This is a genomic window from Tenacibaculum jejuense (assembly GCF_900198195.1).
Lineage (GTDB): Bacteria > Bacteroidota > Bacteroidia > Flavobacteriales > Flavobacteriaceae > Polaribacter > Polaribacter jejuensis.
Genome location: NZ_LT899436.1, coordinates 1658083 through 1683069 on the forward strand (window position 1 = coordinate 1658083; position 24987 = coordinate 1683069).

General features: G+C 29.9%; 15 protein-coding genes. 8 read left to right on the top strand and 7 right to left on the bottom strand.

Annotation, left to right across the window (positions count from 1 at the left end):
- Positions 1 to 50: 50 nt before the first annotated feature.
- From AQ1685_RS07540 to AQ1685_RS07575, 8 genes are all read left to right on the top strand, one after another.
- Positions 51 to 611, top strand: coding sequence for an RNA polymerase sigma factor (locus AQ1685_RS07540; protein ID WP_095070886.1), 561 nt, complete (start codon positions 51 to 53; stop codon positions 609 to 611).
- Positions 595 to 1143, top strand: a complete 549-nt coding sequence (locus AQ1685_RS07545; protein WP_095070888.1) for a hypothetical protein — start codon at positions 595 to 597, stop codon at positions 1141 to 1143. Before AQ1685_RS07540 ends, AQ1685_RS07545 begins: the two co-directional genes overlap by 17 nt.
- The gene (locus AQ1685_RS07550) at positions 1124 to 2137 is read left to right on the top strand and encodes a hypothetical protein (protein ID WP_095070889.1); all 1014 of its coding nucleotides are present in this window, start codon (positions 1124 to 1126) and stop codon (positions 2135 to 2137) included. Before AQ1685_RS07545 ends, AQ1685_RS07550 begins: the two co-directional genes overlap by 20 nt.
- A 278-nt stretch (positions 2138 to 2415) precedes the next feature.
- Positions 2416 to 3897, top strand: a complete 1482-nt coding sequence (gene cysS / locus AQ1685_RS07555) for a cysteine--tRNA ligase (protein WP_095070891.1) — start codon at positions 2416 to 2418, stop codon at positions 3895 to 3897.
- Between the two features lie 17 nt (positions 3898 to 3914).
- A complete protein-coding gene (locus AQ1685_RS07560) occupies positions 3915 to 4733 on the top strand; it encodes a hypothetical protein (protein ID WP_095070892.1) in 819 nt (272 codons plus the stop codon).
- Between the two features lies 1 nt (position 4734).
- Complete coding sequence (gene yidD, locus AQ1685_RS07565; RefSeq protein ID WP_095070894.1) at positions 4735 to 4974, top strand: membrane protein insertion efficiency factor YidD; 240 nt, start codon at positions 4735 to 4737, stop codon at positions 4972 to 4974.
- A 23-nt stretch (positions 4975 to 4997) separates the two neighbouring features.
- Positions 4998 to 5855 (top strand): prolipoprotein diacylglyceryl transferase, encoded by an 858-nt coding sequence (gene lgt / locus AQ1685_RS07570; RefSeq protein ID WP_095070896.1) that lies wholly within the window; start codon positions 4998 to 5000, stop codon positions 5853 to 5855.
- A 155-nt stretch (positions 5856 to 6010) separates the two neighbouring features.
- Complete coding sequence (locus AQ1685_RS07575) at positions 6011 to 7861, top strand: hypothetical protein (RefSeq protein WP_157730148.1); 1851 nt, start codon at positions 6011 to 6013, stop codon at positions 7859 to 7861.
- A 19-nt stretch (positions 7862 to 7880) separates the two neighbouring features.
- Here the strand turns inward: AQ1685_RS07575 and AQ1685_RS07580 are convergent, their stop codons facing one another.
- The 7 genes from AQ1685_RS07580 to AQ1685_RS07610 all read right to left on the bottom strand — a co-directional run bounded on the left by AQ1685_RS07580 (position 7881) and on the right by AQ1685_RS07610 (position 24919).
- Positions 7881 to 9437, bottom strand: a complete 1557-nt coding sequence (locus AQ1685_RS07580) for a tetratricopeptide repeat protein (RefSeq protein ID WP_095070898.1) — start codon at positions 9435 to 9437, stop codon at positions 7881 to 7883.
- A gap of 114 nt (positions 9438 to 9551) precedes the next feature.
- Positions 9552 to 9710: a hypothetical protein gene (locus tag AQ1685_RS07585; protein ID WP_157730149.1), complete on the bottom strand. Its 159-nt coding sequence runs from the start codon at positions 9708 to 9710 to the stop codon at positions 9552 to 9554.
- A gap of 5 nt (positions 9711 to 9715) precedes the next feature.
- A complete protein-coding gene (locus AQ1685_RS07590) occupies positions 9716 to 11941 on the bottom strand; it encodes a T9SS type A sorting domain-containing protein (RefSeq protein ID WP_157730150.1) in 2226 nt (741 codons plus the stop codon).
- Positions 11942 to 12042: 101 nt separating this feature from the next.
- On the bottom strand, positions 12043 to 12207 hold the full coding sequence (locus AQ1685_RS07595) for a hypothetical protein (RefSeq protein WP_157730151.1): 165 nt from the start codon (positions 12205 to 12207) through the stop codon (positions 12043 to 12045).
- A 10-nt stretch (positions 12208 to 12217) separates the two neighbouring features.
- Entirely contained in the window at positions 12218 to 13084 is an 867-nt protein-coding gene (locus tag AQ1685_RS07600; RefSeq protein ID WP_157730152.1) for a hypothetical protein, read from the bottom strand.
- A gap of 7 nt (positions 13085 to 13091) precedes the next feature.
- A complete protein-coding gene (locus AQ1685_RS07605; RefSeq protein WP_095070902.1) occupies positions 13092 to 14879 on the bottom strand; it encodes an autotransporter outer membrane beta-barrel domain-containing protein in 1788 nt (595 codons plus the stop codon).
- A 677-nt stretch (positions 14880 to 15556) separates the two neighbouring features.
- Entirely contained in the window at positions 15557 to 24919 is a 9363-nt protein-coding gene (locus AQ1685_RS07610) for a hypothetical protein (RefSeq protein ID WP_095070904.1), read from the bottom strand.
- Positions 24920 to 24987: the final 68 nt, after the last annotated feature.

Here is a 24987-nt window from a genome sequence, read left to right on the forward strand (position 1 = left end):
AAATGCAACGCGTTAAAAAATGTGTCGTCTTTAAGACAAGAAATCAATAAATGAAATCAACTAAACAATTTCATCAAAAATTAATTCGGGCCTGTCAAAAGAATGACAAGAAAGCACAATTACAGCTTTACAAAAGTTATAGTAAAGCAATGTTTTTAGTTGCTTACAGATATGTAAAGGATCAATTTTTGGCGGAAGATATTATGCAAGAAGCTTTTATAAAAGCATTTAAAAATATAACCAGTTATAAAGGAGAAGTAAGTTTTGGAGCTTGGTTAAAAAAAATTGTTATAAATCAGAGTATTGATGAGCTTAAAAAGAAAAAGTTAGTAATGGTTTCTATCAATTCTGAAATTCATAAAGTACAAGAAGAGAACAGTACTTGGGAAATAGATAATTCAGTAACATCACAAATGATTATTGAAGCTATTAATAAACAAAAAGAAAAATATAGGTTAGTACTAACACTGTATTTACTGGAAGGATATGATCATAAAGAAATTTCAGAAATACTAGGAATTACAGAAGTTACCTCTAGAACTCATTTAATGAGAGGAAAAAAGTTAATAAAAGAACATTTAAAATTTACAAACCATGCCGAAGGATATTAGAAACGTAGTAAGAGATTTTGAAATGGAAAATATTGAGCTATCTCAAAATCATGAAGCAAGATTCTTAAACAAATTAGAAGAGGCATTTCCTGAAAAAAAGAAATCATTTCAATGGTTATATGCTGTAGCATCTATAGTTGTTTTATTGGGCTTAGGTATTAAATTTTATCCTAATCATATAGAATCAACCAAAGAAAATGTAGAAACCGAACAAGTTAATTTAGGAGAGATATCTCCTGAAATGAAGAAAATAGAAGATTATTATTTAACAGCTATAAATTATGAAATAGCAAGTTTAAATGAGACTCAAAATAATAAGGCCTTATTAGATGAGTATTTTGAGAAGATTAGTAAGCTAGATACAGATTATAAAAGGTTAAATCAGAAATTAAAAAAAGAAGGTATAACCAATAAAACAATCAATTCTTTAATTACAAATCTTCAATTACGTTTACAACTTTTAATTCATTTGAAAGATCAATTAAATGATCTGCAAACTAAAGAAAACAACAATGAGAGTATCGTTATATAAAACAACAGCATTCGTATTATTACTAAGTACATTTCATGTGTTTAGTCAGAAAAAAGACAAGAATTTTAAGGAAGAGTTTAAAGTAAAATCTGATGTGGTTATTGATATTAATACAAGACATTCAGATATTCAAATAGAAACTTGGAATAAGGATAAGGTTACAGTAGAAGCATACATGATGGTCGAAGGAGAAGAGGTAACACAAGAAATGAAAGATCATTTCTATGAGAAATGGGATTTTGATGTTACAGGAAACAGCAAAAAAATAAATGTTAAATCTAGAACGAATCCAAGTTTTAACTTTCATTCATTCAATTTTGATGATCCCGATTATAGTTTTATAGTTAATGATTTATCAGATTACTCTATTGGTAGTTTAGACGTTTTAGATTCCATAGATTTTATAATGCCGCCATTACCACCAGAACCACCAGCAATATCAGGTATTATGGCGCCTCCTACACCACCAATGCCACCTTTTACAACATTCAAAATGTTTACAGAGTTCGATTTTGAGAAATATAAAAAGGACAAAGATTATTTAAAACGTTGGAAAGAAGAGAATAAAGAAGCACTTGGGGAAAATGCAAAAGTAAAAATAGGAGATAAGTCAATTTCTATAGCTACAGATGATTCTAATATTACAATGTCGGGTTCTTTACATGGAAACCAGGATTTAATGATCTTTCTTAAAGACAGAGAAAAGAATAAAAAAGAGCGAGAAAAGAAAATAAAAGCTTATCAGAAAGAGTGGAAAGAAGAATCAAAAAAGTTGATGGAAAAAGCTAAAAAACAATTAAAGGAGAATCAAGAAAAATTAAAGAAACAACTCAAGAAATTAGAAAAACAAAAGAAGGAACGTAAGAAAATTCAGATGGTTTTAAAGAATAGAAGCAAGTTGAAAGTCAAACGATTAATTTTTATAAGAGCTCCGAAGAATGCAAAGTTTAATATGAATGTAAAATATGGAGAATTAAGCTTTGGAAATGATTAAACAATAAAAAAAACACTTATTTATATTTTAAGGTTAGTGACCGAATAGTCATTAACCTTTTTTGTAATCTTTGGAAGAGAGAAAAGACTTCAGAATATCCCCTGTTTAACCACATATAATAATCCAAAGATTAATCAGACTCACTACTAGAAATGTTTAATTTTAAACATTGTATACCTCATAAATCCTCAAAATTTTCTAAAAGTACTTTTTTAAAAAAATTATGATTTCACTTTATTAAAAGTACCTATATTTACATTTCAAAATAGTGTAATTTAATGGAGCTATACAAAGAAAATCAACTGAAAATTTATAATTCACTTTCTAAATCTAAAGAAGTATTTAAAACTGTAACAGAAGGAAGAGTAGGAATGTATGTTTGTGGACCAACAGTATATAGTAACGTACATTTAGGAAACTTAAGAACATTTATGTCATTCGATATGGTGTTTCGATATTTATTACATTTAGGTTATAAAGTTCGTTATGTAAGAAATATTACTGATGCAGGACACTTAGAAAGCGATGCTGAAGAAGGGGAAGATAAGATAGTCAAAAAAGCACGATTAGAACAGATAGAGCCTATGGAAGTTGTACAGCGTTATACTGTAGATTTTCATGAAATCACGGCAAAATATAACTTTTTACCTCCAAGTATAGAACCAACTGCAACAGGTCATATTGTTGAACAAATTGAAATGATTAAAGAAATCATGGATAAAGGTTTAGCTTACGAAGTGAATGGATCTGTTTATTTTGATGTTGTTAAATATAATGAAGAAGGCAACAATTACGGAATTTTATCTGGTAGAAATATAGAGGATGCAATTCATAATACAAGAGCTTTAGACGGACAATCTGAAAAGAAAAATCCTCAAGATTTTGCTCTTTGGAAACAAGCAAATGAATTTCATATTATGCGTTGGCCTTCACCTTGGGGAGATGGATTTCCTGGTTGGCATTTAGAATGTTCTGTAATGAGCTCTAAATATTTAGGGGATCAAATTGACATTCATGGTGGTGGAATGGATTTAAAATTCCCGCATCACGAATGTGAAATCGCACAATCTCATGCTTGTTCGGGAGTTCAGCCAGTTAATTATTGGATGCATGCTAATATGTTGTTGTTAAACGGGCAAAAAATGTCTAAATCAACTGGAAATAGTATTTTACCTGGTGAAATTTTAACAGGTGAAAATTCAATTTTAAGTAAAGCTTTCGGGCCTGGCGTCGTACGTTTCTTCATCATGCAGGCAAATTACAGGAGTGTTTTAGATTTTTCTAATGATGGTTTATTAGCTTCTGAAAAAGGTTATAATCGTTTAATGGAGGCAGTTTCATTATTGAATACTTTAAAAACTAGTGGAAATTCTTCTTTTAATGTTTCAAATTGGAGACAGGAGTGCTACGATGCTATGAATGATGATTTTAATTCACCAATAGCAATAGCAAAACTCTTTGATGCAGTTAAATTCATTAATCAGATTAAAGATAATAAAGCAACAATAACTTCTGACGATTTAGAATTACTAAGAAAAACAATGAATGCTTTTGTATTTGATATTTTAGGGTTAGTAAATGACACTAAAGATCAAGGATCAAATAAATTAGATGGAACAATTGAGTTATTAATTAAGTTAAGAAAAGAGGCTAGAGATAATAAAGACTGGGCATTATCAGATCAAATTAGAGACGAATTATTAGCTTTAGGTATTCAACTAAAAGACGGTAGAGAAGGAACAACATTTTCTGTAAATTAAATAATGTTCAATTAAATATGAGAAAAGTATTATGGTTATTAAGCCTGTTGATAATTAGTTCTTGTAGCAGTGAAGATGAAACGGAAGAACTTTTACCTTCTTCACAGGTTAAATATCTTAAATCGATAGATTATATTGACTCAAATCTTGAACATTTAAAAGAGTTGTTTTATTATGAAGATGGTTTTTTAACCAAATATCAAAATGGAGATGAAAATAATTTCTTTTACAGCATTACTGAATACACATACAATTCTAAAGGAAAGTTAACGAAAGAAACTTCTTTGTTAGAAGGAAAAGTAATAGCTAACTATTCATATAATGCTCAAGACAAATTAGAAAAGATAGAATTTCCTGAAGGTGGAGATGTAATCTTTTCATATAATGGGAATAAAGTAATTATTGAAAACTCGTCACAATCATACAAATCAGAACTAACTTTAGATAATAAAGGAAGAGTTATTAAATTTAAAGCAATTGAATTTTCTGGAGATCTATATGTTAATCAAGAGTGTGAATATGATGAAAGAGGAAATCTAATAAAATTGATTAGTAAAGATTATTCTTCTGGAAATTATGATGATATTGTAAAAGAGTATGTTTATGATGATAAACCAAACCCTTATTATCATGCTTATCAAAAACTTTACGATAGTACTCTTTATAATGAATTTACCAGTGGTGTGACTAATTTTTTCTTCAAAGGATATTGTCCAAATAACATTATCAATTATGAAGAAGGTGTTATACGTTTTGAGTACGAATACGGAGAGAACGGTTTTCCAGTAAAAAGGATAAGAGATAATGAGCCAGATATAAATATAACGTATTACTAAATTGAAGAAAATACTTACATATCCGTTTATTTTATTAATCCGTTTTTACCAAACAGCTATTTCTCCATTCACACCTGCGACTTGTAGATATAACCCAACATGTTCTTCTTATGCACTAGAAGCATTAAAAAAACATGGCTTATTTTACGGAGGTTGGTTAGCAATAAAAAGAATTTCTAGTTGCCATCCATGGGGAGGAAGTGGTTATGATCCTGTACCAGAGAAAAAAAACAAAAAATAAAAAATCAAACTTATTTAAAATAGATGAACTTTTTAGCAATTACTTGGGACTGGAATCCTGAAATATTTAACATTGGAGGTTTTAGTGTACGTTGGTATAGTTTAATGTTTGTTATAGCATTTATATTAGGAACACATTTAATGAAAAAAATCTTTACGCAAGATGGAATTTCTCATGAAAAAATGGATCCGTTATTTATGTATACATTTTTGTCTATGTTAATAGGTATGCGTTTAGGGGAAGTATTTTTTTATAGTTGGCCAGATTATCAAGATAACCTATGGAAAATTATTTTACCATTTGAAAAGAAAGAAGGAGCTGAAGCGTTTTTTGGTTTATTAAAAGGATGGAAATTTACAGGTATTTCAGGTTTTGCAAGTCATGGAGCTGCAGTAGCCATACCAATTGCCTTATATTTTTATGCAAAAAAACATCTGCAAAAATCATGGTTATTTATTCTTGATAGAATGGGGATTATGGTTGCTTTAGCAGGTTTCTTTATTAGAATGGGAAATTTTTTCAATTCAGAAATTTATGGAAAACTAACAGGTAGTAGTTTTGGTGTAATTTTTAAAAGAGCAGGGGAGAGATATCCAGCACACCCAACACAGTTATACGAAGCGTTCAGTTATTTAGCTTTATTCTTTATCCTTTGGAGATTATATTGGAAAACAGATAAAAAACTTAAAGAAGGCTATTTATTCGGAATATTCATGGTTGCTTTATGGTCTTTACGATTTACAATTGAATTTTTAAAGAAACCTCAAGTTGATACTAGAGAAGATTGGATTTTAATGTTTAATACTGGTCAAGTATTAAGTATTCCTCTAATTTTAATAGGACTTTGGTTAATTTTTAGAAAAGCTAAAACTGAAAAATAAAAAACAAAATAATAATCGATAATCAAAATGCAGAAATACTTTTTAAGTTCTGCATTTTTTTTTGCTAAATTTCGACCGTCTAATTTTAATAGTTTATTTAAAGCTATTCTATTCATATTTATTAACTAATTACTACAAAATCAATGATTAGAAGTGTGAGTTTTCTTATCTTGTTTTTTTTAGGTATTTCTATTTATGGTCAAAATAAAGCAGAAGAATTACTTAAGAAACTAGATGAAAGTACTAATGTTAACGATCGAATTGCCTATTTAGATACGTTAACTAATCTTATGGTACGTAAGAATCATCCCAAGAAATTACAATACTTACTTGATTATGTTAATTTAACAAGTAAACAAGGAGAATATGATTTAGCAGCGAATAAATCTCGATTTCTTATACAAGAATACATTAATGAAGGAGATTTTAAGGCAGCGTTTAAAGAGATTGAAACTCAATTAAAAAATGTAGATAAGTTTAAAAAGAAAAGTTCTGAAGCTCATGTTTTACTTAAAAAGGGAGCTTTATACTATCATAAAGAACAGTTAGATAGTGCAGCAATAGATTATGATAAGTCTGGAGAACTTTTTTTAAAGAGTAATGACTCTATTTTTGCAGCAGATGCACTTTTTTTTGCTGGGCAGGTATATTTTGATAAGAATGATTTTTTAAATAGTGTGCAAAGATTTGAAAAAGCTTACCAGCTTTATATCAAATTAGGTGACGCGAGTTATGCTAACTACACACTAAATGAATTATCAAGTTTATATGGAAAAAATGGATTTCATGATAAGGCTATTTACGAACGAAAAAGAATTTTATCAGGTGCTAAGAAAATGAATGATCCTACAGGTATTTTCTATGCCTACTCACATTTATTTACATCGTATGCTAAGAAAAACGAATTAAATATTGCAAAAAAGTATTTAGATTCTATGACGAGTTCGTATGCTGATGTTAAAAATGAAATGATGAAAAGAGGATTTAGCATGCATTTGGCAAAAATTAAAACTAAATATTATTTAAAAGCTCAAAAATTAGATAGTGTTTATAAATATCTAAAAGAATTTGATAGCAAATTGAAATCAAGTAAACGAAAAGATCAATATCATAAGAATTCCTTTTTATTGTATTCAGGCCAATATCATAGTGCCAAATTAGAATATCCTGTTGCAGAAAAGTTTTATAAAAAGCTATTGAATAAGAATAATAAATTGGGTGACGAACAACTGCGAATGGAGGCAAACAAGCAACTTTCAGACGTGTTATCAGCTCAAAGAAAAATAGCAGAATCGTACAAATATTTAAAGGCTTATACTAAAGCTAAAGACTCTATAGAAAGAAGAATTACAACAAATACTTTCTTATATTATCAATCGCAGTTCGAAACACAAAGAAAGGATAGTGAAATCTTTAAAAATGAAACTGAAATTACGCTATTAGAAAAAGACAAAGAGATTAGTGAAGCTAAAAGAAGAATATTATGGTTTATTTTATTCTCTGTAATAGTACTTTCAGCGTTTATTTCTTATTTTATCTGGTATAAAGGTAAAATGAAACGAAAGGTATTGGCACAAAAAATAGCAGAAAATAAACAAGAACTTACTTCATATACCAATCAGTTATTAGAGAAAAGTAAGATACAAGAGTCTTTAACTCAAGAATTAGAAAAGTTAAAAGAAGAAATTGGAAATCAAAAATCTATTGAGAAAATTAATGATTTAACTACCACAAAAATTTTAACTTCTGATGATTGGTATATTTTTAAAGAAAAATTCACAAAAGTGCATCCTACTTTTTTCATGCGACTAAAAGATAAAGGATATAACCTTACTAAGTCTGAAGAACGCTTGTTAGCCATGGAAAAGTTATATTTAGATACTAAACAAATTGCTACTATGTTAGCGATTTCCAATGATAGTGTTGTTAGAAGTAGGTCTCGTCTTCGTAAAAAAGTAAATGCGCCAAAAGGAAGTTCAATTTTAGAATATTTGGAGGCTTCTTAAAAATAAGACTTTTATGAACTTATAATTTTAAGAGATAATTATTTAATGAATGCTCACTAGTAAGATTTAGTTTCTTTTTTAATCTAAATCGAGTAGATTTTACAGCTTCTAAACTGGTATTTCTTAAAAGCGCAATTTCCGACCTAGAGAGTCCAATTTTAATAAAAGAACAAATTTCAATATCAGTTTTTGTTAGTTTTTGATGCTTTGTTTTTAATCTTTTTAAATATTCGTTATTAAGAGTGTGTATTTGTTTCTTTAAAACATTTATATCTTCTTTCGCTACTTGTTGATTACTTTTTAAAGAATGAATTATCAACTGCAATGATTGTTGTAATTCTTCTTGAAGTGACTTATCGTATTTTTCTAGATTTGTTTTTTCATGCTTTGGGCTAATACCATTTTTTTTCTTCATGTATTTATAAGCATAAATCACCATAGATAATAAAATCAGCAATAGAATAATTAAAACGATGCTATATAGTCTGTTCTGTAATTTTTTATTTTGTGATTGTATTTGTAGTAATTTTCTTTCTTTAGCTTTAACAATACTATCTCTTAATTGTTTTTTTTCATAAGTATTTAAAATCTCTAATGTCTTTAACTCTCTTATTTTTCTAATATCATTTATTTTTCTGTTTATTGAGTTATATTTTTTGACGTCATCAAAAGCTAATTCATATTTTTTCATGGCTTTATATATTTTACTTCTAATTAGATAAGCATTATATAAATACTGTTTGGTATCTTCAGAAATAGCCATTTCTATACTGTTATTTATATGAACTAAAGCTTTATCATACGCTTCAGTTTTAAGGTAAATATTAGCAATATTTGAAAGTGTATTAATGATAGAACGTTTTTTATTAATTTGTTGGGTATACTTCAAATACTCCAAATATATATGTAATGCTTTGTCGTATTCTTTTTGCATAGAATATAGTGAAGCCTTATTAGAAATAGCCTGTTGTTTTCCTTCTTCATAATTACTTAATTCAAAATAATAAATTGCTTTATCTAGTATATAAAAAGCAGAATCTATTTGCTTTGAATTTTTATAGCATGCAGACATCATACTATAGTTATTAGCAAGATTTTTGTATCTTTTATTGAGGAAGTTTATAGCAATAGCTTTTTTAAATAATTGAATTGATTTCTGATATTCTTTTCTTTTTCTATATATAAAAGCTATGTTGTGGTAAATAGTAGAAAGTTGAACTGTATCGTTTATTTTGATATAAATTTTCTCTGCGGCATGATAATCTTTCAAAGCTCCTGTATAGTCAGTTTTTCTTCTTTTATAAATACCAGAATGACCGTATGTTTTAGCTCTTTGCAATCGAGTATCATAGTTTACTTGATCTAGAATTTTATGGATTTCTTTACAGTAAACAATTACTTTATTATAGTCTCTTTTCTTTTGATAAGCACATAAATTTAACAAAGCTTCAACTCGTAACGAATCGGTTTGTTTTTTTTGTAAATCACTTTCTAATCTTATTAAAGTTGTATCTCTATTTTGTGCTTGTATGACAATGGAAATGAACAGAAAAACATGAGTAACAAGTTTTTTCATGTTATTATTAATGGTTGATTTTCTTAAATAGATGGTTATTCCTGTAAATTAAAAAATGAAGGCCAACAGTAGTAGTGTGGTCGACCTTCACATAATTAATCCCCGATTTTAATTTTAGAATCCTTCACCAGGAGCCTCAGGAGAGGCAGCTTGTGCTTTTTTCGGACTCAAAATTAAATATGTTCCTATGGCAGTTAATGCCGTATATTTCCCAAAATCACCAATCTTCTTTAAAGCCTCTTTACGGGTAATTTCTTTTTGATTACTTTTCATTTCTGTTATTCTATTATTATTTTTTTACTTGAATTTGTTTGTTCTGATTGTAGCTTAACAATGTATACTCCAGGAGTAATAGCATTTAAATCAATCTTCGAAGAAGAACTTGATGCTATTTGAGTACTAAATACTTCCTTACCAAGAATTGAGTATATTTTTACTTCTGAAGTTGAGGTGATTCCTGTAATTGTAATTTCTTTGTTACCAGATTTAAAGATGTTGATGTTTTCAGAAACTAAACTCTCTTGTTCTGTACTTAATGTTTTAGCACTTGTGTGTAAATAAAATCTTCCAACTGTAGTAGCAGTTTCATCTATTTTTATTTTATGTGTAGTTTCATTATTAAGAATTACAAAGGTGTTATTTTGTTTATCTTCTAAATAAATTTCGGCAGTATCAGGTAATTCAGTTGTATGAATAGAAAACTCAACTTCAGTATCTTTCTCAGCAACTAAACCAATAGGAATAATAATATCTTTAAGTTCACTAATTGGTAAAGATTGTATTGTAAAATTAGTATTCGTGCTTTCATCGGCAAGTCGCGTGAAGATATCAAAACTAGCACCGCCAAAATTTCCAATATCATAGCCAGCATCTAATCCTTTTGTTGCTGTGTTTGTATATAATATTCGAGTTTTAACTTTTCTGTCATTTGTTTCAGCTAATAATTCGATTTCTACATTTTCGCTTCTATTTTGAAATCTCATAGAAGGACCACTTGAAATATTAATTCCTCTCTGGTCTTTATTAAAATTTACTTCTGTTTCACCAGCTTTTGTTCTTATAAAGAAACCTTGCCCTGGTGCTAATTTACTTTCAGCATCAACTAAAGAAGTAGCTACATATTTATTTTGAGCAACATCCCATGTGTAAACAGCTACAAACGAAGGATCGAATTTATTAGAGTTATTAGCGATAAAGTTTTCACCAGAAAGATCATTAATTGGTAGGTAAGCAGTATAAGGATTTCCAATAGCATTCCACTCATTTTCAGTAACAGTTTCGGTTACATCGTTAGTTGCTATAGTTCCAGTAAAAGATACACTTCCGTTTGAAGCTCTAGATATGGCATAGCTTTTACCTAATTCAAAAGTTAATGAGTTTGTAGCTAAATCAGTAGTTGTGTAATACACCCATTTAGATCCATCTGTTTTACTGTCATCATAATATCCAATTGCATATCTATGAGGTGTTACAGTAGTATTTACACGAATATCATTTAAAGTATTTTCAGCAAATTCTTTAATACTTTGTCCGCTAACAGGAGCAGTTATAATGTTCCATTCATTAGCTACTAAACCATTTTGTTGAAAAGTAACTTGCCCAGAAGCACTTCCGTCTACGATAAAAACACTGCTATCGCTAGTATCTGCTGTAACTGTAATTGCACCATCATTATTTAAATTTCCATTTACATTTAAAACACCATTTGAAATGGTTAAATCAGCTCCAGAATTAACAGTTAAATCATCAATTACATAACTTCCAGTATTTAAAATAGGATCGTTTGTAACATCTGGAATTATTACATTATTAGTAGCATTAGGAATTTCAGAAGTATTCCAATTTGAAGTTACTCCCCAAAATGCACTAGAAGCTCCTGTCCAATTTATATCTGTAGGAAGTGAAGCTCCTGTTGAATCATAACTATCTCCTGTAAGTTGAATTCCTGGCTCAGACGTACAATTAGCCGTTCCGAAAGCAACTGCTGTTGTTGGTCCACAGGCTGTATAAAATTGATCTAAAAATACGCCACCAGTTTCAAAAGTAACATTAGGATCTTTACTTACATCTGTATATTTAATTTTAATACTGTATAAATGTTGTGGTGTATCGGTAACAACAGGCATTCCTATAGTTCCACTACTTGCCAATTGTTGAAAAGAAGTAGATACTCTTGATGTTGTATTATCGTTCACTATAAAAGAATGGTAGGCAAAAACGGTCCCAGAAAAAAAGCTAGTTGCTAAAATAGAACCATCTGGTTGTAGCATCTCAAAATTGGTATTGGTGTCAACATTTTCGCCAAATGCTTCTGTATTATAATTGAAATAAATTTGACCAGACCCTACGATAAAATCTGTATCTGAAGCGATATAAATATCAGCTTCATAAAAATCATTAGTTCCGTCGTTTGTATTCCTTGCATTAACAAAAGAAAAACTTATGTTTTGTGAAAATAGTTGACTAGTAAAAGCAACTAGAACAATAAATAGTAAATTTCTCATCATGAATAATTGTTGTTTTTTGTATCTTTTTTATTGTAAAACCTTCTAGATTTTTTATGTTTAGTGAGGTTTTAAAAGAGATGTATATATTTTTTAAAAGACTATACTCTTTGAACATTGATAATTCTCATCGACATTCCATTGAACGATTTTTCTATCTTAATTTTTGATAGCCAGAATAAACTTCCACGATAGATTATCGGTAAATAGGCAAATTTTTTAATCTCTATACGAACTTTAAATCTTTTATTTTTAGTTAGTTTCATGTAGTTTTAGTTAAAATTGTTCTCCTTTTCCAATGTTAGGATTCAAAAGATTGTTGATATCAGAATTTTGTACCTGACCATTCATATCTAAATCGGCTTTATTGTATGTTGAAATTCCTAATAATTGAATCACTGAATTGGTATCTATATTTTGAATTTGTCCGTTTTCATCAAAATCACCAGCGATCATCGCAAATATTCCGTTCCCCATATTTAAAACAGAGTTAGTTCCGCCAAATACGGCTGTAGTTGTATCACTAAGATTTATTGTAGTAGTAGAAGTTGTATTTAAAGTAACTGGATTTGTACTTATAATTCCTAAATGATTTCTGTGGTTAATTCCTACAAAATAACTGTCTGAAGACAATGCTATTTGTACGGGAGAAATCCCGTTTGTATCAACAATATCTCCATCAGCTTGTAATAATGCAGATTGACTTGCAAGTACTATGGTTTTATCATTTTTGTCTCGTAAAGTGATCCAAATCCAATCGATAATTGCGTCGTTACCGGTATTATTAAATACTGAATTTTCACAGGTTAAGCCATCTGAATACGGACTTGTAGTTGGTAACAAACTATTACTTCGTAAACTATCGTCCATAGTTGTAGTTCCTGAAGTAGCCAAGGGTCCCTGTAAAAAAGCTATTGGAGAAAGTCTAATTTTAAGTATGATCGCTTCTTGTTGAAACCCTTGGTTTAATATTGCTGTACCATTAGAATTAGTTGTAACAACTAATTCTCCTACAGTAAAGTTTATGCTTCCGTTAGTATTACTTAATGTTTTTCCTGTTGATCCGATTACGGTACGTTCTAACGTTTGTGAAAACATTGTCACCGAAAAAAGTAAACCGATTATGAATATAAATTGTTTCATACGCTTATTATCTTTTTCCAATAATATGTAAAACAGTTGCCGCATCAGTTTTGTTATCTCCACCAGAACTTCTTACCTGATACTCCACTTTACCTTGAGCCAATGAAGTAATCATAGCAGCTCTAGTTACAGAAGTAGATCCAATACAAGTGATCGTTACAGCAGGTAAATTTGAAAAGTGATTCGAGTAATTTACAGTATAGGTGTTTCCACTTCTAGAGGCTGTTATACCAGAAGAATTAGTAACATTAGTATTTAATGAACCATCTGCGTTTACGATTATAGAAATAATCTCTACATTATTAGATGCACCAGCTGCTCTAAGATCATCACCATCTTGATCTATAACTACATTTCCATCAGTAGCAATGTTTTCTTCTACTTTTAATTCTCCGTTAACTTGTAAGTAATCATTATCAAATTCACCGTAAATTAAATTTCTAATATGTAATTGATTAGAGAATGAACCTCCAGCTCCTGCTGCTGTTCCGATTAATACATTAGAGTCTCCGTTTAAATTATATCCAGCAAAGTATCCTATTACAACATTACTATCTCCTGATTGTGCGCCCTCTGCAGCTTGATATCCAATAATTACATTTCTTCTTTCTAGGTTTGAAAGATTACTTGTATCATCATAAGAACCAAAAATTTGGTTTTCAAAAGAAGATGTTGTAAGAGCTCCATCAAGTTCAAAATTACCAGTTGATTTTATAGATCCAGAAACATTTAATAAACCATCAGTAATTTCTACTTGAGAAGTTCCATTTGTTACAAAATGAATTTCATCAGCTTTTCCAAAATTATTATCTCCTCCAACAGCAATCATTGTTGGTGAACTGTCTCGTTCTCCTGGAGCTTGTATAGCCGATGTGTAAATCCATGGTGTAGTCATGTAACCTTCATCTTTTTGGTTAGAAGCATTCTGAGTTGTACTTTGAGAACCAACAGCAATGTTTCCAATCACAGCATTATCGACAACATCTAAACTTGTCTGAGGATTAGATTCTCCAATACCAACACTACCATCAGCTTTAATAGCAATTCCTTCATCGTCTCCATCATTAGAAATCCAATTAGAATTAATTTGAATATTTCCTCCTAAAGAAATTTTAGCTGATGTAATTACATTACCATTTGTATCAAACTGAATTCCGCTATCATTAGTTCCGTCTCCATTAATCCAGTGTGTATCTAAATTGATATTACTTCCTAAGAATAATTTGTGTGATGTAGTTACTCTTCCTCCAGAATTCACTAGTAAACCTTCATCGTCACCATCATTAGAAATCCATTTTCCATCTGTTTTTATGTTTTCAGTTAATGTGTGGTTTCCTAAATTATCTCCATTTTCTACATACTTAGCTTGTAATGCATAAGGAACGCTTAATAATTGTGTAGTTCCCATACTTACATAAGTTGTACCTCCAGCAATATCAATACTAACTTCTAAAAAATGACTATTAGATGCCCAATCTATTGTAGAAAAAGTATCTACTGTAGCGCCTTGCCCAACAATTAAGCTAAATACTCCATACCCATTTGTTGTTGTCGTATGTGTTTCTGTATAAATTACAGTCCCGTCTGCTGTTGCTTGGCGTAATTTTAACTCAACACCTACATTAGCATTTGCTAATATTTCTCCAGATGCGTTTCTAACTACAGATTGATAATTGAAACCTTCTGGAGTTTGTGAATATGCGATTAAAGAGAAAAGATATAAGAATAAAAAGATGCTTAAATTTTTTGTGTACATCGAATTGAAATTGTCATTTGGATCTTTTATGTATTTCATGTCTTAGTTATATTATTAGTAGCTTTTAAATTTTTATAAATAAACAGGTGTTATTCTTTGTCTATTTTTTAATGTTTCTCAGTTCTATTTTTTTAAATTATTAATATGTTTTCTTAAACTTTATGAATTTTACTTTTTACTAGATGTAGTAGTAAAACCATGGTGCAATACTATTTGGATTTGGGGTTAAAAAAAAGAAATCATGGGGTGCAAAACAGGGTGCAAACAATAAAAAGCATTGTTTTACTGGGGTTTATCGTATTTTTTATTGAACCCTTGTTGTATTAATGTTTCAAAAAAAGTATGTGAGAAATGGTACTTGTTATTTTCATCAGAATAATTGGATACTTATTTTTTTTAAAGAGATGAATAAGTAGAATAGATATAATTATTTGAGACTTTTTATAAATGAATTTTAAAATATTTGAATTACAATTTCAATATCATTTAGCGTTAATTTTGAAGTTTCATACTGCCCGAAATTGTTTTTTTGCGAGTATTAGAAAAACCAAAATTGTTATTATTTAGTAGAGGAAAATTCTGGTTAATTTATGATTAGTATAAAAATTGAATAAAAGAAAAAGAGATAATACTATTTGTATAAAGTATTATCTCTTTTGGTTGTAAGTAATATAATAATTGATTGTATCTAATCTGTATTTATAATGAAATGAATCTTAAAATTGTTCACCTTTACCAATATTAGGATTCAATAAGTTATTAATGTCTACATTTTGTACTTGTCCGTTCATATCTAAGTCTGCTTTATTGTAGCCAGAAACTCCTAATAATTGAATAACAGCATTGGTGTCAATATTCTGAATTTGTCCATTTTCATCAAAATCACCAGAAATCATAGCGAAAATTCCATTACCCATATCGATAACGGCATTGGTTCCTCCAGAAATAATATTACTACTTGATGTTAAATCAACAGCAGTTACAGCAGTTGTAGAAAAGCTCACTACAGATGAGGTTTTAATACTCAAGTGATTTCTGTGTTTAATTACCACGAAGTAATCACCAGGAGTTGCATCGAATAGGAGAGGAGTACTACGGTCGTCAGTTGTTTCTACAATATCACCATCACGTTGTAATATTCCAGACTTTCCAGCGATTACAGTATCAGGGTTAGTTGAATCTCTTAATTCAACCCAAACCCAGTCAACCATAGAATTTACTCCTGCATCATCTAGTTTTATAGCATCAGAAATAGTAGCAGCATCCGAATAAGGAGAAGTTGATCCGTAAGTTCCTCCGGCAATTCTTAAATCGTCACGCATTAAACTTTCTTCCCCAGAATTCGGATTTATATAAGCTCCTTGTAAGTAAGCATTTATAGCTAATTGAATATAACCACAGTTAGTGTCGCTAAAACTAGCAGTATTATCAATATCAGACCATCTCGTAGTACTGTAATCAGCATCATCTACTAGTATACATTCTAGAGCAGCGTTGTTTTCAGCATTAAAAGATAGGACTAAATTATTTTTACCATTTTTTAGATTCAAATAAGACAGACTATTGTAGGAAACATTTATAATTTCAATGCTGGTCGCAGTAGATAAATCTAAATTAGTAATACTGTTTGAATATGCTGATAATGTGAATAAACGAACAGCTCCGGTTACATCTAAACTTGTTAGGTTGTTTTCACCAACATATAATTCGAATATACTAGCAATACTATTTGATAGATCTAAACTTGTAAGATTGTTGTTTGATAATCTTACTTCTTTTAAGTCGGTTGTGTTAATAGATGTTACTGAATTTAAGCCACAATTGGTTGCACTTAATTCTTGTAATATTGTGTTGTTTGCTAAATCAAGGCTTGTTAAATTTGGATTATTACTCAGATTTAAACCTAATAGTTTGGTGTTTTTTGATACATCTATTGTCGTTAAATCATTTGAAGAAGCTCTTAGTTCATAAAGCAATGGGTTATTACTAACATCTACGCTTGTTAGACTATTATTACTTATGTGTATCGTTTCAAGTAAAGTATTTTTAGAAATGTCAATATTGGTCATTCCTGAATTATATGAACAACGTAAATCAGTTAGAGCGGTGTTTTTTGATACATCTATTGAACTTAAAGACATAGCATCAAGTCTTACAAATTCCAATAAAACTAAATTTGAAATATCAATACTTCCTGCACTATTATTTCCTACATCTAAGGATGTTAAACTGGTAAAATCTTGAATTCCTGTGAAATCTGTGATAGATTGTTTGTTTACAGTTAAAGAAGTAATACCTTCAATTAATTCCGTAGGAACTTGTCCGTCACCAGAGATATCATCGTAACCTAAAGCTTCTAATCGAGCTTCAAATTTGGCATCTGGAATTGCAGTATAATTACAATAATTTGTATCTCTAAAGTTAGTTGTGTCGTCAATATTTGTCCAATTCGTTGTACTGTAATTTGCATCATCAACTAACACACAACTTAAAAGCGGATTACCCGTACTGTAAAATATCAACATATTAGTATTGTTGGCGTTCTTAAGATTTAAATAACTTAACTCATTATTTGATAAAATCAATTCTGTTAATGCTGTATTTTTTGATAAATCTACACTTGTTAGATTGTTATTAGACATTCTTAACTCATGCAACAATGTATTATTACTTAGATCGATATTTGTAAGACTATTATTACCAACATGCGCAGTTTCTAATAACGTATTATTTGAAACATCAATACTAGTTATTCCTGAATTAAATGAACAACGTAAATCGACAAGTGCTGTATTTTTAGAAAGATCTATGGATGTTAACGACATCGCATCTAGTCTAACAAATTCTAGCAAAACTAAATTTGTAATATCAATACTTCCAGCGTTATTATTTCCTACATCTAAACTAGTTAATCCAACAAAATCTTCTATTCCTGTGAAATCTGTAATAGATAAATTCTTTACATCTAACGTAGTAATTCCTTCAATTAATATTGTTGGTACCTGACCGTCACCAGAAATATCATCATAACCTAAATTTTCTAAAGCCGCTTCAAAATTTGCATCAGGAATGGCAGTATAGCGACAATAAGTATCTGTAAAACTAGCAGTTCCATCAATATCTGTCCAATTTGTTGTACTATACGTAGCATTGTCAACAACAATACAAGTTAAGTTAGGGTTATTTTCAGCTCTAAACGTAGTAACATTTGTGTTGTTTCCGTTTTTCACATTTAAGTAACTTAAATTCGTTTCATGTGCATATAAGTTTTTCAAAACTATTTGCTTACTTAAATCTAAAGAGGTTATACCTGTATCATTTACGTGTAATGTTTCAATATTCGGATTATTACTTAAATTCAATTCAGTAATATTTGTATTATCAACACGCAATACTCGTAATTCAGGATTATTAGAGAAATCAACAGTACTAATTTGTGTACCATAACATTCTAAAGTTTCTAAATCAGGATGAACACTAAAATCTAAAGCAGCAATATTAGTAGCATACGCTTTAAATTCTACCAGTTTAGTATTATTACTGATATCTAAACTGGTTAAACCTCCATTACCATTTACCAATAACTTTCGTAATGAAGTATTATTTGTAAGATCTAATGAAGTTAAATTACTTCCAGCTAAATTTAGAATCTCTAAATCAGTGTTATTTGATAAATCAATTGAAGTTAAAGAGTTACCATCTGAAGTTAATGTTTTTAGTAGTGTATTTTGAGTTACATTTAAAGAAGTAAGATTATTTACTCTACAGTTCAATGATGTTAATGCTACAAAATCTTCAATCCCTGTTAAATCGCTGATTCCTTTATTAGGCAGTGCTAAACTTGTTACGCCTTCAATTAAATATGTTGGAACTTGTCCGTCACCAGAAATATCATCATAACCTAAAGCTTCCAATTCAGCTTCAAAATTAGCATCTGGAATTTGTGTATAACGACAACCTGTATTATTAAAATATGCTGTGTCATCTATTCCTAACCAATTTGTAGTACTGTAAGCTGAATCGTCAACAGAAATACAGTAAAGATCTGAGTTATTTTGCGCCACAAAGTTCGTTACATTCGTATTGTTTCCATTTTTTACATTTAAAGAGATTAAGTTATTGTCATTAACAGTAATTGAAACTAACGCTGTTTGGTTTGAAAAATCTAATTCGGTAATTGAATTGTTCTGACACCAAATTGATGTTAGTAACGTATTTGTTGAAACATCTAAAGTATTCAAACTATTATCTCCGCAACGTAAATCTAATAAAGCCGTGTTTAAAGAAACATCTAAATTGGTAAGATTATTATTGTTACACTCTAAATAGGTTAATGCTGTATTTTTTGAAACATCTAATGTAGATAAATCATTAAAAGAACAAACTAATATATCTAAATTCGGACTGTCACTTACGTTTAACGAAGCAATAGGAGTGAACTTGGTAATTACTGAAGTTAAATTTGTATTGTTTGATAAATCTAAACTAGTAAATGAATTACTAGCACAATTCAATGTTTTTAAAGCAGTAAAATCTTCAATTCCTGTAATATCAGTAATAGATTTTGCAACAATAGTTAAATCTTCAACAACTTCAATTAAAGCAGTTGGTACTTGTCCGTCACCAGAAATATCATCGTAACCTAAAGCTTCTAAAGCTGCTTCAAAGTTTGCATCTGGAATTGTAGTGTAATTACAATAGTTTTCTCTAAAGTTTGTGGTTGGATAAATATCAGTCCAGTTTGTTGTACTGTAGGCAACGTTATCTACAAAAATGCAAGATAAATTTGAGTTTCCTTCAGCATTGAATAAAGTAATGTTTGTATTTGTACCGTTTCTAACATCTAAATAATTTAGATTATTTTGATCTAAACGAATAAAAATTAATTCTGGATTTTTAGAAAGATCTAACGAAGTAATTTCGTTATTGAAAATAGAAATCTTTTTTAATTTAGGATTATTGGTAAAATCGAAATCAGTAAAGTCATTTCCAAAACCTACTAATTCTTCAAAATACTGTAAGTTTTCTAAATGTAACACATCCATATTATTATCATCACACTTTATATATTCTAATAAAGTGTTATTTCTCAAATCTAAATTTTGAATTGTGTTATCATTACAGGTCAAACGTGTTAATGCAGAGAAGTCTTCAATACCAGTTAAATCTGAAATTCCTTTATTTCCGATGCTTAAAACATCTACAACTTTTATTAAATCTGTAGGTACTTGTCCGTCTCCAGAAATATCATCATAGCCTAAAGCAGCTAGCTCAGCTTCAAATTTGGCATCAGGAATTGCCGTATAATCACAATACAAACTAAAATTAGCAGTATTATCAATATTAGTCCAATTTGTAGTACTCCAAGTAGGATTATCAACTTTAATACAAGTTAAATTATCGTTGTTTCTTACATCAAAATTGATGATGTTGGTATTATTCCCATTTTTAATATTGATATTTTCTAAAACACCTGTTTGTCCATAGAAATCTGTTAAAGCAACTTGATTTGTTAAATCTATAGTAGTAATATCAGAACCGTTTACTCTAACTTCTGTAAGTTTTGTATTGGTGGTTAAATCAATAGTTGAAATATCTGTATAATCAATACGTAGTTGTGTTAGTTCTGTATTTAAAGAAATATCTAATGAAGTTAATTTAGTTCTATACAAGATTAACTTTCCTAAAACTAAGTTGTTACTTACATCAAGTGTTGCAATATCAGTTTGAAATAATTCTAAAAAAGTAAGCTGTGTTAAATTACTTACATCAATAGAGGTAATATCTGTAACAGGACATTCTAATCTTGTTAAAGAGGTGTTGTTAGAAACATCTAAAGATGTTAAAGGATTTGCACCAATATCTAAGGTAGTTAACTTTAAATTCTTTGAAAGATCTATACTTGTTAAATCATTTTCGCTTATACCTAAAGTTTCTAAGTCAGTATTATTAGTTAAGTTTATGGAAGTTAAGCTGTTGTTTTTAAGATTAAGTGATTTTAAAGCGATAAAATCCTCAATCCCTGTTAAATCGGAAATAGTTTTACTTCTTAAATCTAAATCTGTTACAGTTTCTATGTTTCTAGTTGGAACTTGTCCATCTCCATTAACATCATCATAACCTAAAGCTTCTAATTCAGCTTCAAAATTTGCATCTGGAATAGTTGTGTAACGACATCCCAAATCGTTAAAACTAGCTGTGTTGTCTATGTTAGTCCAGTTGTTCGTACTCCAAGTTGCATCATCTACGGTAATACAGATTAAAGATGGATTTCCTGTAGCAACAAAATTACCATTAGACATATTGGTATTGTTTCCGTTTTTAACATTTAAGTACGTTAGGTTATTATTTTCACATTCTAGTCGAACTAATGCCGGATTGTTCGAAACATCTAAAGTTGTAAAACTATTATCAGCAATTCTAAGCTGTGTTAAAGCTGATAAATGAGATACATCAATTGAGTTGAAATTCACTCGTTCTATTACAATTACTTCTAACAGAGAATTATTCGAAACGTCTAATCCATTCAAAGGAGTATCTTGAAAAAATAGATTTTTAACATTTGTGTTATTACTAATATCAATGCTCGTTAAGTTTGCACAAGCTCTTAGGTTTATAGTTTCTAAAAGAGGATTGTTAGCAACGTTTATAGTAGTAAATAAATTATTTCTAAGATTTATAAAAGTTAAATTAGGATTTTGACTTAAATCAATGGTTGATAATTGATTGTATCTTCCTTCTATACTTTCTAATTTTGATATTGTGCCTAAATTTAAAGTAGCAATAGTATTATTATCAAAATTTAAGTTTTGAAGATTACTATTTGAACTTAGATCTAAACTTGTTAATACATTTGTGTCTAAATTCAAGTCCGTCAATGCTACAAAATCTTCAATTCCAGTTAAATCAGCAATGTTTTGATTACTCACATCTAACGTTGTGACAACTTCAATCAATTCAGTAGGTACTTGTCCGTCTCCAGAAATATCATCGTAACCCAAACTATTTAATGCAGCTTCAAAATTAGCGTCTGGAATAGTGGTATAATCGCAATAAGTAGCACTAAAACTTGTTGTTGCTTCAATATCTGTCCAGTTAGATGTACTATATGCTACATCATCAACTAAAACACAAGGTACAGGAGTACCAACTGTTTCAAAAGCTGAAATATTTGTGTTAGTTCCATTTTGAATGTTTAAACCTGTAAGTGTTGTAATATCTTCAGCATATAGATACTTTAACGCTGTGTTTTTAGATAAATCTAACTCAACTAAACTTGTTTTGTCAATTTCTAAACCAGTTAAATTAACATTTGCACTTAAATCTAATGATGTAATATCAGAACCTTCTAAATCTAAAGAAGTTAAGTTAGTATTATTACTTGTATTTAATGTGGTAAGACTACAATCTGTACACATAAATTGAACTAATGCTGTGTTGTTAGAAATGTCTAGTGAAGTTCCAGAATATTGAATTCTAAAGTCTTCTAACGCTAAGTTTTCACTAACATCTATGGAAGAGAAATTGTTATTTCCTTGTCTGATCCAAAGTACTTTTAAAGCAGTATTATTAGTTAAGTCAATGCTTGTTAAATTATTTTGGTTTGCTTTTAATTCTTCAAGAGCAGTAAAATCTTCAATACCGGTTAAATCCGTTACTCCTTTGCTACTAATGTTTAATACGGTAAGGGATTCAATTAAAAATGTTGGTACTTGTCCATCACCAGAAATATTATCATAACCCTGTGATTCTAATACTGCTTCAAAAGTAGCATCTGGAATAGCTGTATAGTTACAGTTTGTCTCACTAAACAGTGTAGCAGAGTCAATATCTGTCCAGTTTGTTGTACTGTAGGTTATATCATCTACAAGTACACAGAATACAGGAGTACCTATAATATCAAACGCGTTAATATTTGTATTGTTTCCGTTTTGGATATTTAACGTTGTTAGCGTTGTAATATCTTGTGCATACAAATATTTAAATGAAGTATTCTTTGATAAATCTAATGCTACTAAACTTGTATTTTCTAGTTCTAGAATTTCTAAGTTAGTATTTGTGCTTAGATCAAGTGCAGTAACTGGCGTATCCTCTAGGTCTAAATGTCGAAGGTTTGGATTGCCACTAGTATCTAAAATTGTAAATGTACAATCTACACAGGCGAAACGGTCTAAGGCAGTAAGATTGGAAATATCGATAGCACTAGATAAAGATCGAATTTGAAGATCTTCTAATACTGGATTATTACTTACGTCAATAGAGCCAAGAGAAGAACTACTTGTCATTTGAAACAATTTTAAAGCAGTGTTATTAGATAAGTCAACCGTAGTAATATTATTTCCGTTTGCTTTTAACTCTTCCAATGCAGTAAAATCTTCTATACCTGTAAGATCTGTAATATTTTGACCTGCTAGTTGTAGTTCAGTAACGGTTTCAATTAAAGAAGTAGGTACTTGTCCATCACCAGAAATATCGTCGTATCCTAAAGCTTCCAGTCGAGCTTCAAAATTTGCATCTGGTATAGCTGTATAAGTCAATTGATTGATGGTTACTGTTCCTAAATCTAACTCACAAGAACCATTATTAAATCTAGCTTTTAAATCATATGTTCCTACACCTAAATTGGTGATATCAGCTGTTCCTAAATCATCGTTAAATGTGTAGGGATAGGTTACTCCGCCATCTACACTAAATTGAATTTCTGATTTAGTAGCTTCATCAGAAAAATTAAGTGTTATTGTTGCATTATTTTGACCAATAGAAGCACCAGTAGAATCTGTAATTGAAGCCGTAGGTGTTACAGTACTTGCTAAAGGAACAAAGTGAATTGCTCCTGAATTTGAAGGTGAATCATCTTCGTTTTGACCTACAAGTAAATATGGATAAGAAACTGCTACTGCTCTATTTGAGAATTCATCCCATCCATTACCAGATGTTAATTTTGTTAATTGAGACCAATTATTGGTGCCATCATCTTTGAAAATATATACTGCGTCTCCGTTAGTTTTTCCGTCTCCCCAAGTTCCCACATATAAAAATCCATTTTCTATGGCTACATCTGTTCCAAGACGTTGATCAGCAAAACTATCTTTATCTGTATTTTGGATCATGACTCTATTTGAGTCTAAATAATCTCCATTTATGTCTGCTTTATAAACATATACTCTTCCTTCGTTAGCTGTAGAGGTAGAACTGGTTTCAAATTTCATAGCACCAATTGCTAAATAATCACCTTCTACATCAATACTCCATCCAAAAGTTTCATTAGTTAATGTCCCTCGTAAACGATGTGTACGTAACCAAGTTCCATCATTAGCTTGATCCCATACTTGAACAGATCCTGCTGAAGCATTCCCTACAGAAGAATAATCATAAGGACCACTTACATAGGCACGACCGTTTTTAATTAGCACATCATGACCAAAACGAGCACCAGAATAATTAGATTGTACTTGAGGTTCTAGTTTGGTTTCTGTATATGTAAATGTTCCTGTTCCATCATTTTCATATAAATAGGCACAACCTCCCACAGAGCCATTTCTAGCGCCAATTAACACCATATTTCCTTCTATAGAAGCTGATACTCCAAAACGATCATCAGAACTTCCATCACTAGGTTCGAAAATAGCTACTTCAGTCCAAGTACTTGAACCGTCGTATTCAAATAAATAAGCGGCTCCAGTATCTACTGCAGAGGAGTTTGTTTGAGCACTAGCTCCAACAACTAAGTAATTTCCCTGTAAAGCGATACTTGATCCAAAATTATCACCTGCAAAACTATCACTAGCTGTTAATATCGTTTGCTGTGACCAATTTCCTGAACCATCATTAGTATATACATATACTTTCCCTGCTGCTTCACCATTACTTCGAGATACGGTAACAGCAATATTACCATCTATAACAACTCGCTCTCCAAATCTATGGTTTGAAGCAGCATCACTTGCTTTTATTTTTGTACCACCAACTGAGGTTGTGGTAAATGTCCCTGTTAATTTAGTTTCGTCTAGTGTACAAGAGTTTTGACTATACGCTAAAAACGAAAATATGGTAAGTACTAAAAGTATTTTTTTCTTCATCCTTATTAAAGAGATTTATATTAAACACAATGCAATACTATTTCAATTTTTAGTTTTCAAAAAGAAAT

What these genes read in the sequence shown, in the direction of transcription:
- AQ1685_RS07540 (WP_095070886.1), top strand. Translation starts at nt 51, where the DNA reads ATGAAATCAACTAAACAATTTCATCAAAAATTAATTCGGGCCTGTCAA.
- AQ1685_RS07545 (WP_095070888.1), top strand. Translation starts at nt 595, where the DNA reads ATGCCGAAGGATATTAGAAACGTAGTAAGAGATTTTGAAATGGAAAAT.
- AQ1685_RS07550 (WP_095070889.1), top strand. Translation starts at nt 1,124, where the DNA reads ATGAGAGTATCGTTATATAAAACAACAGCATTCGTATTATTACTAAGT.
- cysS (WP_095070891.1), top strand. Translation starts at nt 2,416, where the DNA reads ATGGAGCTATACAAAGAAAATCAACTGAAAATTTATAATTCACTTTCT.
- AQ1685_RS07560 (WP_095070892.1), top strand. Translation starts at nt 3,915, where the DNA reads ATGAGAAAAGTATTATGGTTATTAAGCCTGTTGATAATTAGTTCTTGT.
- lgt (WP_095070896.1), top strand. Translation starts at nt 4,998, where the DNA reads ATGAACTTTTTAGCAATTACTTGGGACTGGAATCCTGAAATATTTAAC.
- AQ1685_RS07580 (WP_095070898.1), bottom strand. Translation starts at nt 9,437, where the DNA reads ATGAAAAAACTTGTTACTCATGTTTTTCTGTTCATTTCCATTGTCATA.
- AQ1685_RS07585 (WP_157730149.1), bottom strand. Translation starts at nt 9,710, where the DNA reads ATGAAAAGTAATCAAAAAGAAATTACCCGTAAAGAGGCTTTAAAGAAG.
- AQ1685_RS07590 (WP_157730150.1), bottom strand. Translation starts at nt 11,941, where the DNA reads ATGAGAAATTTACTATTTATTGTTCTAGTTGCTTTTACTAGTCAACTA.
- AQ1685_RS07595 (WP_157730151.1), bottom strand. Translation starts at nt 12,207, where the DNA reads ATGAAACTAACTAAAAATAAAAGATTTAAAGTTCGTATAGAGATTAAA.
- AQ1685_RS07600 (WP_157730152.1), bottom strand. Translation starts at nt 13,084, where the DNA reads ATGAAACAATTTATATTCATAATCGGTTTACTTTTTTCGGTGACAATG.
- AQ1685_RS07605 (WP_095070902.1), bottom strand. Translation starts at nt 14,879, where the DNA reads ATGAAATACATAAAAGATCCAAATGACAATTTCAATTCGATGTACACA.
- AQ1685_RS07610 (WP_095070904.1), bottom strand. Translation starts at nt 24,919, where the DNA reads ATGAAGAAAAAAATACTTTTAGTACTTACCATATTTTCGTTTTTAGCG.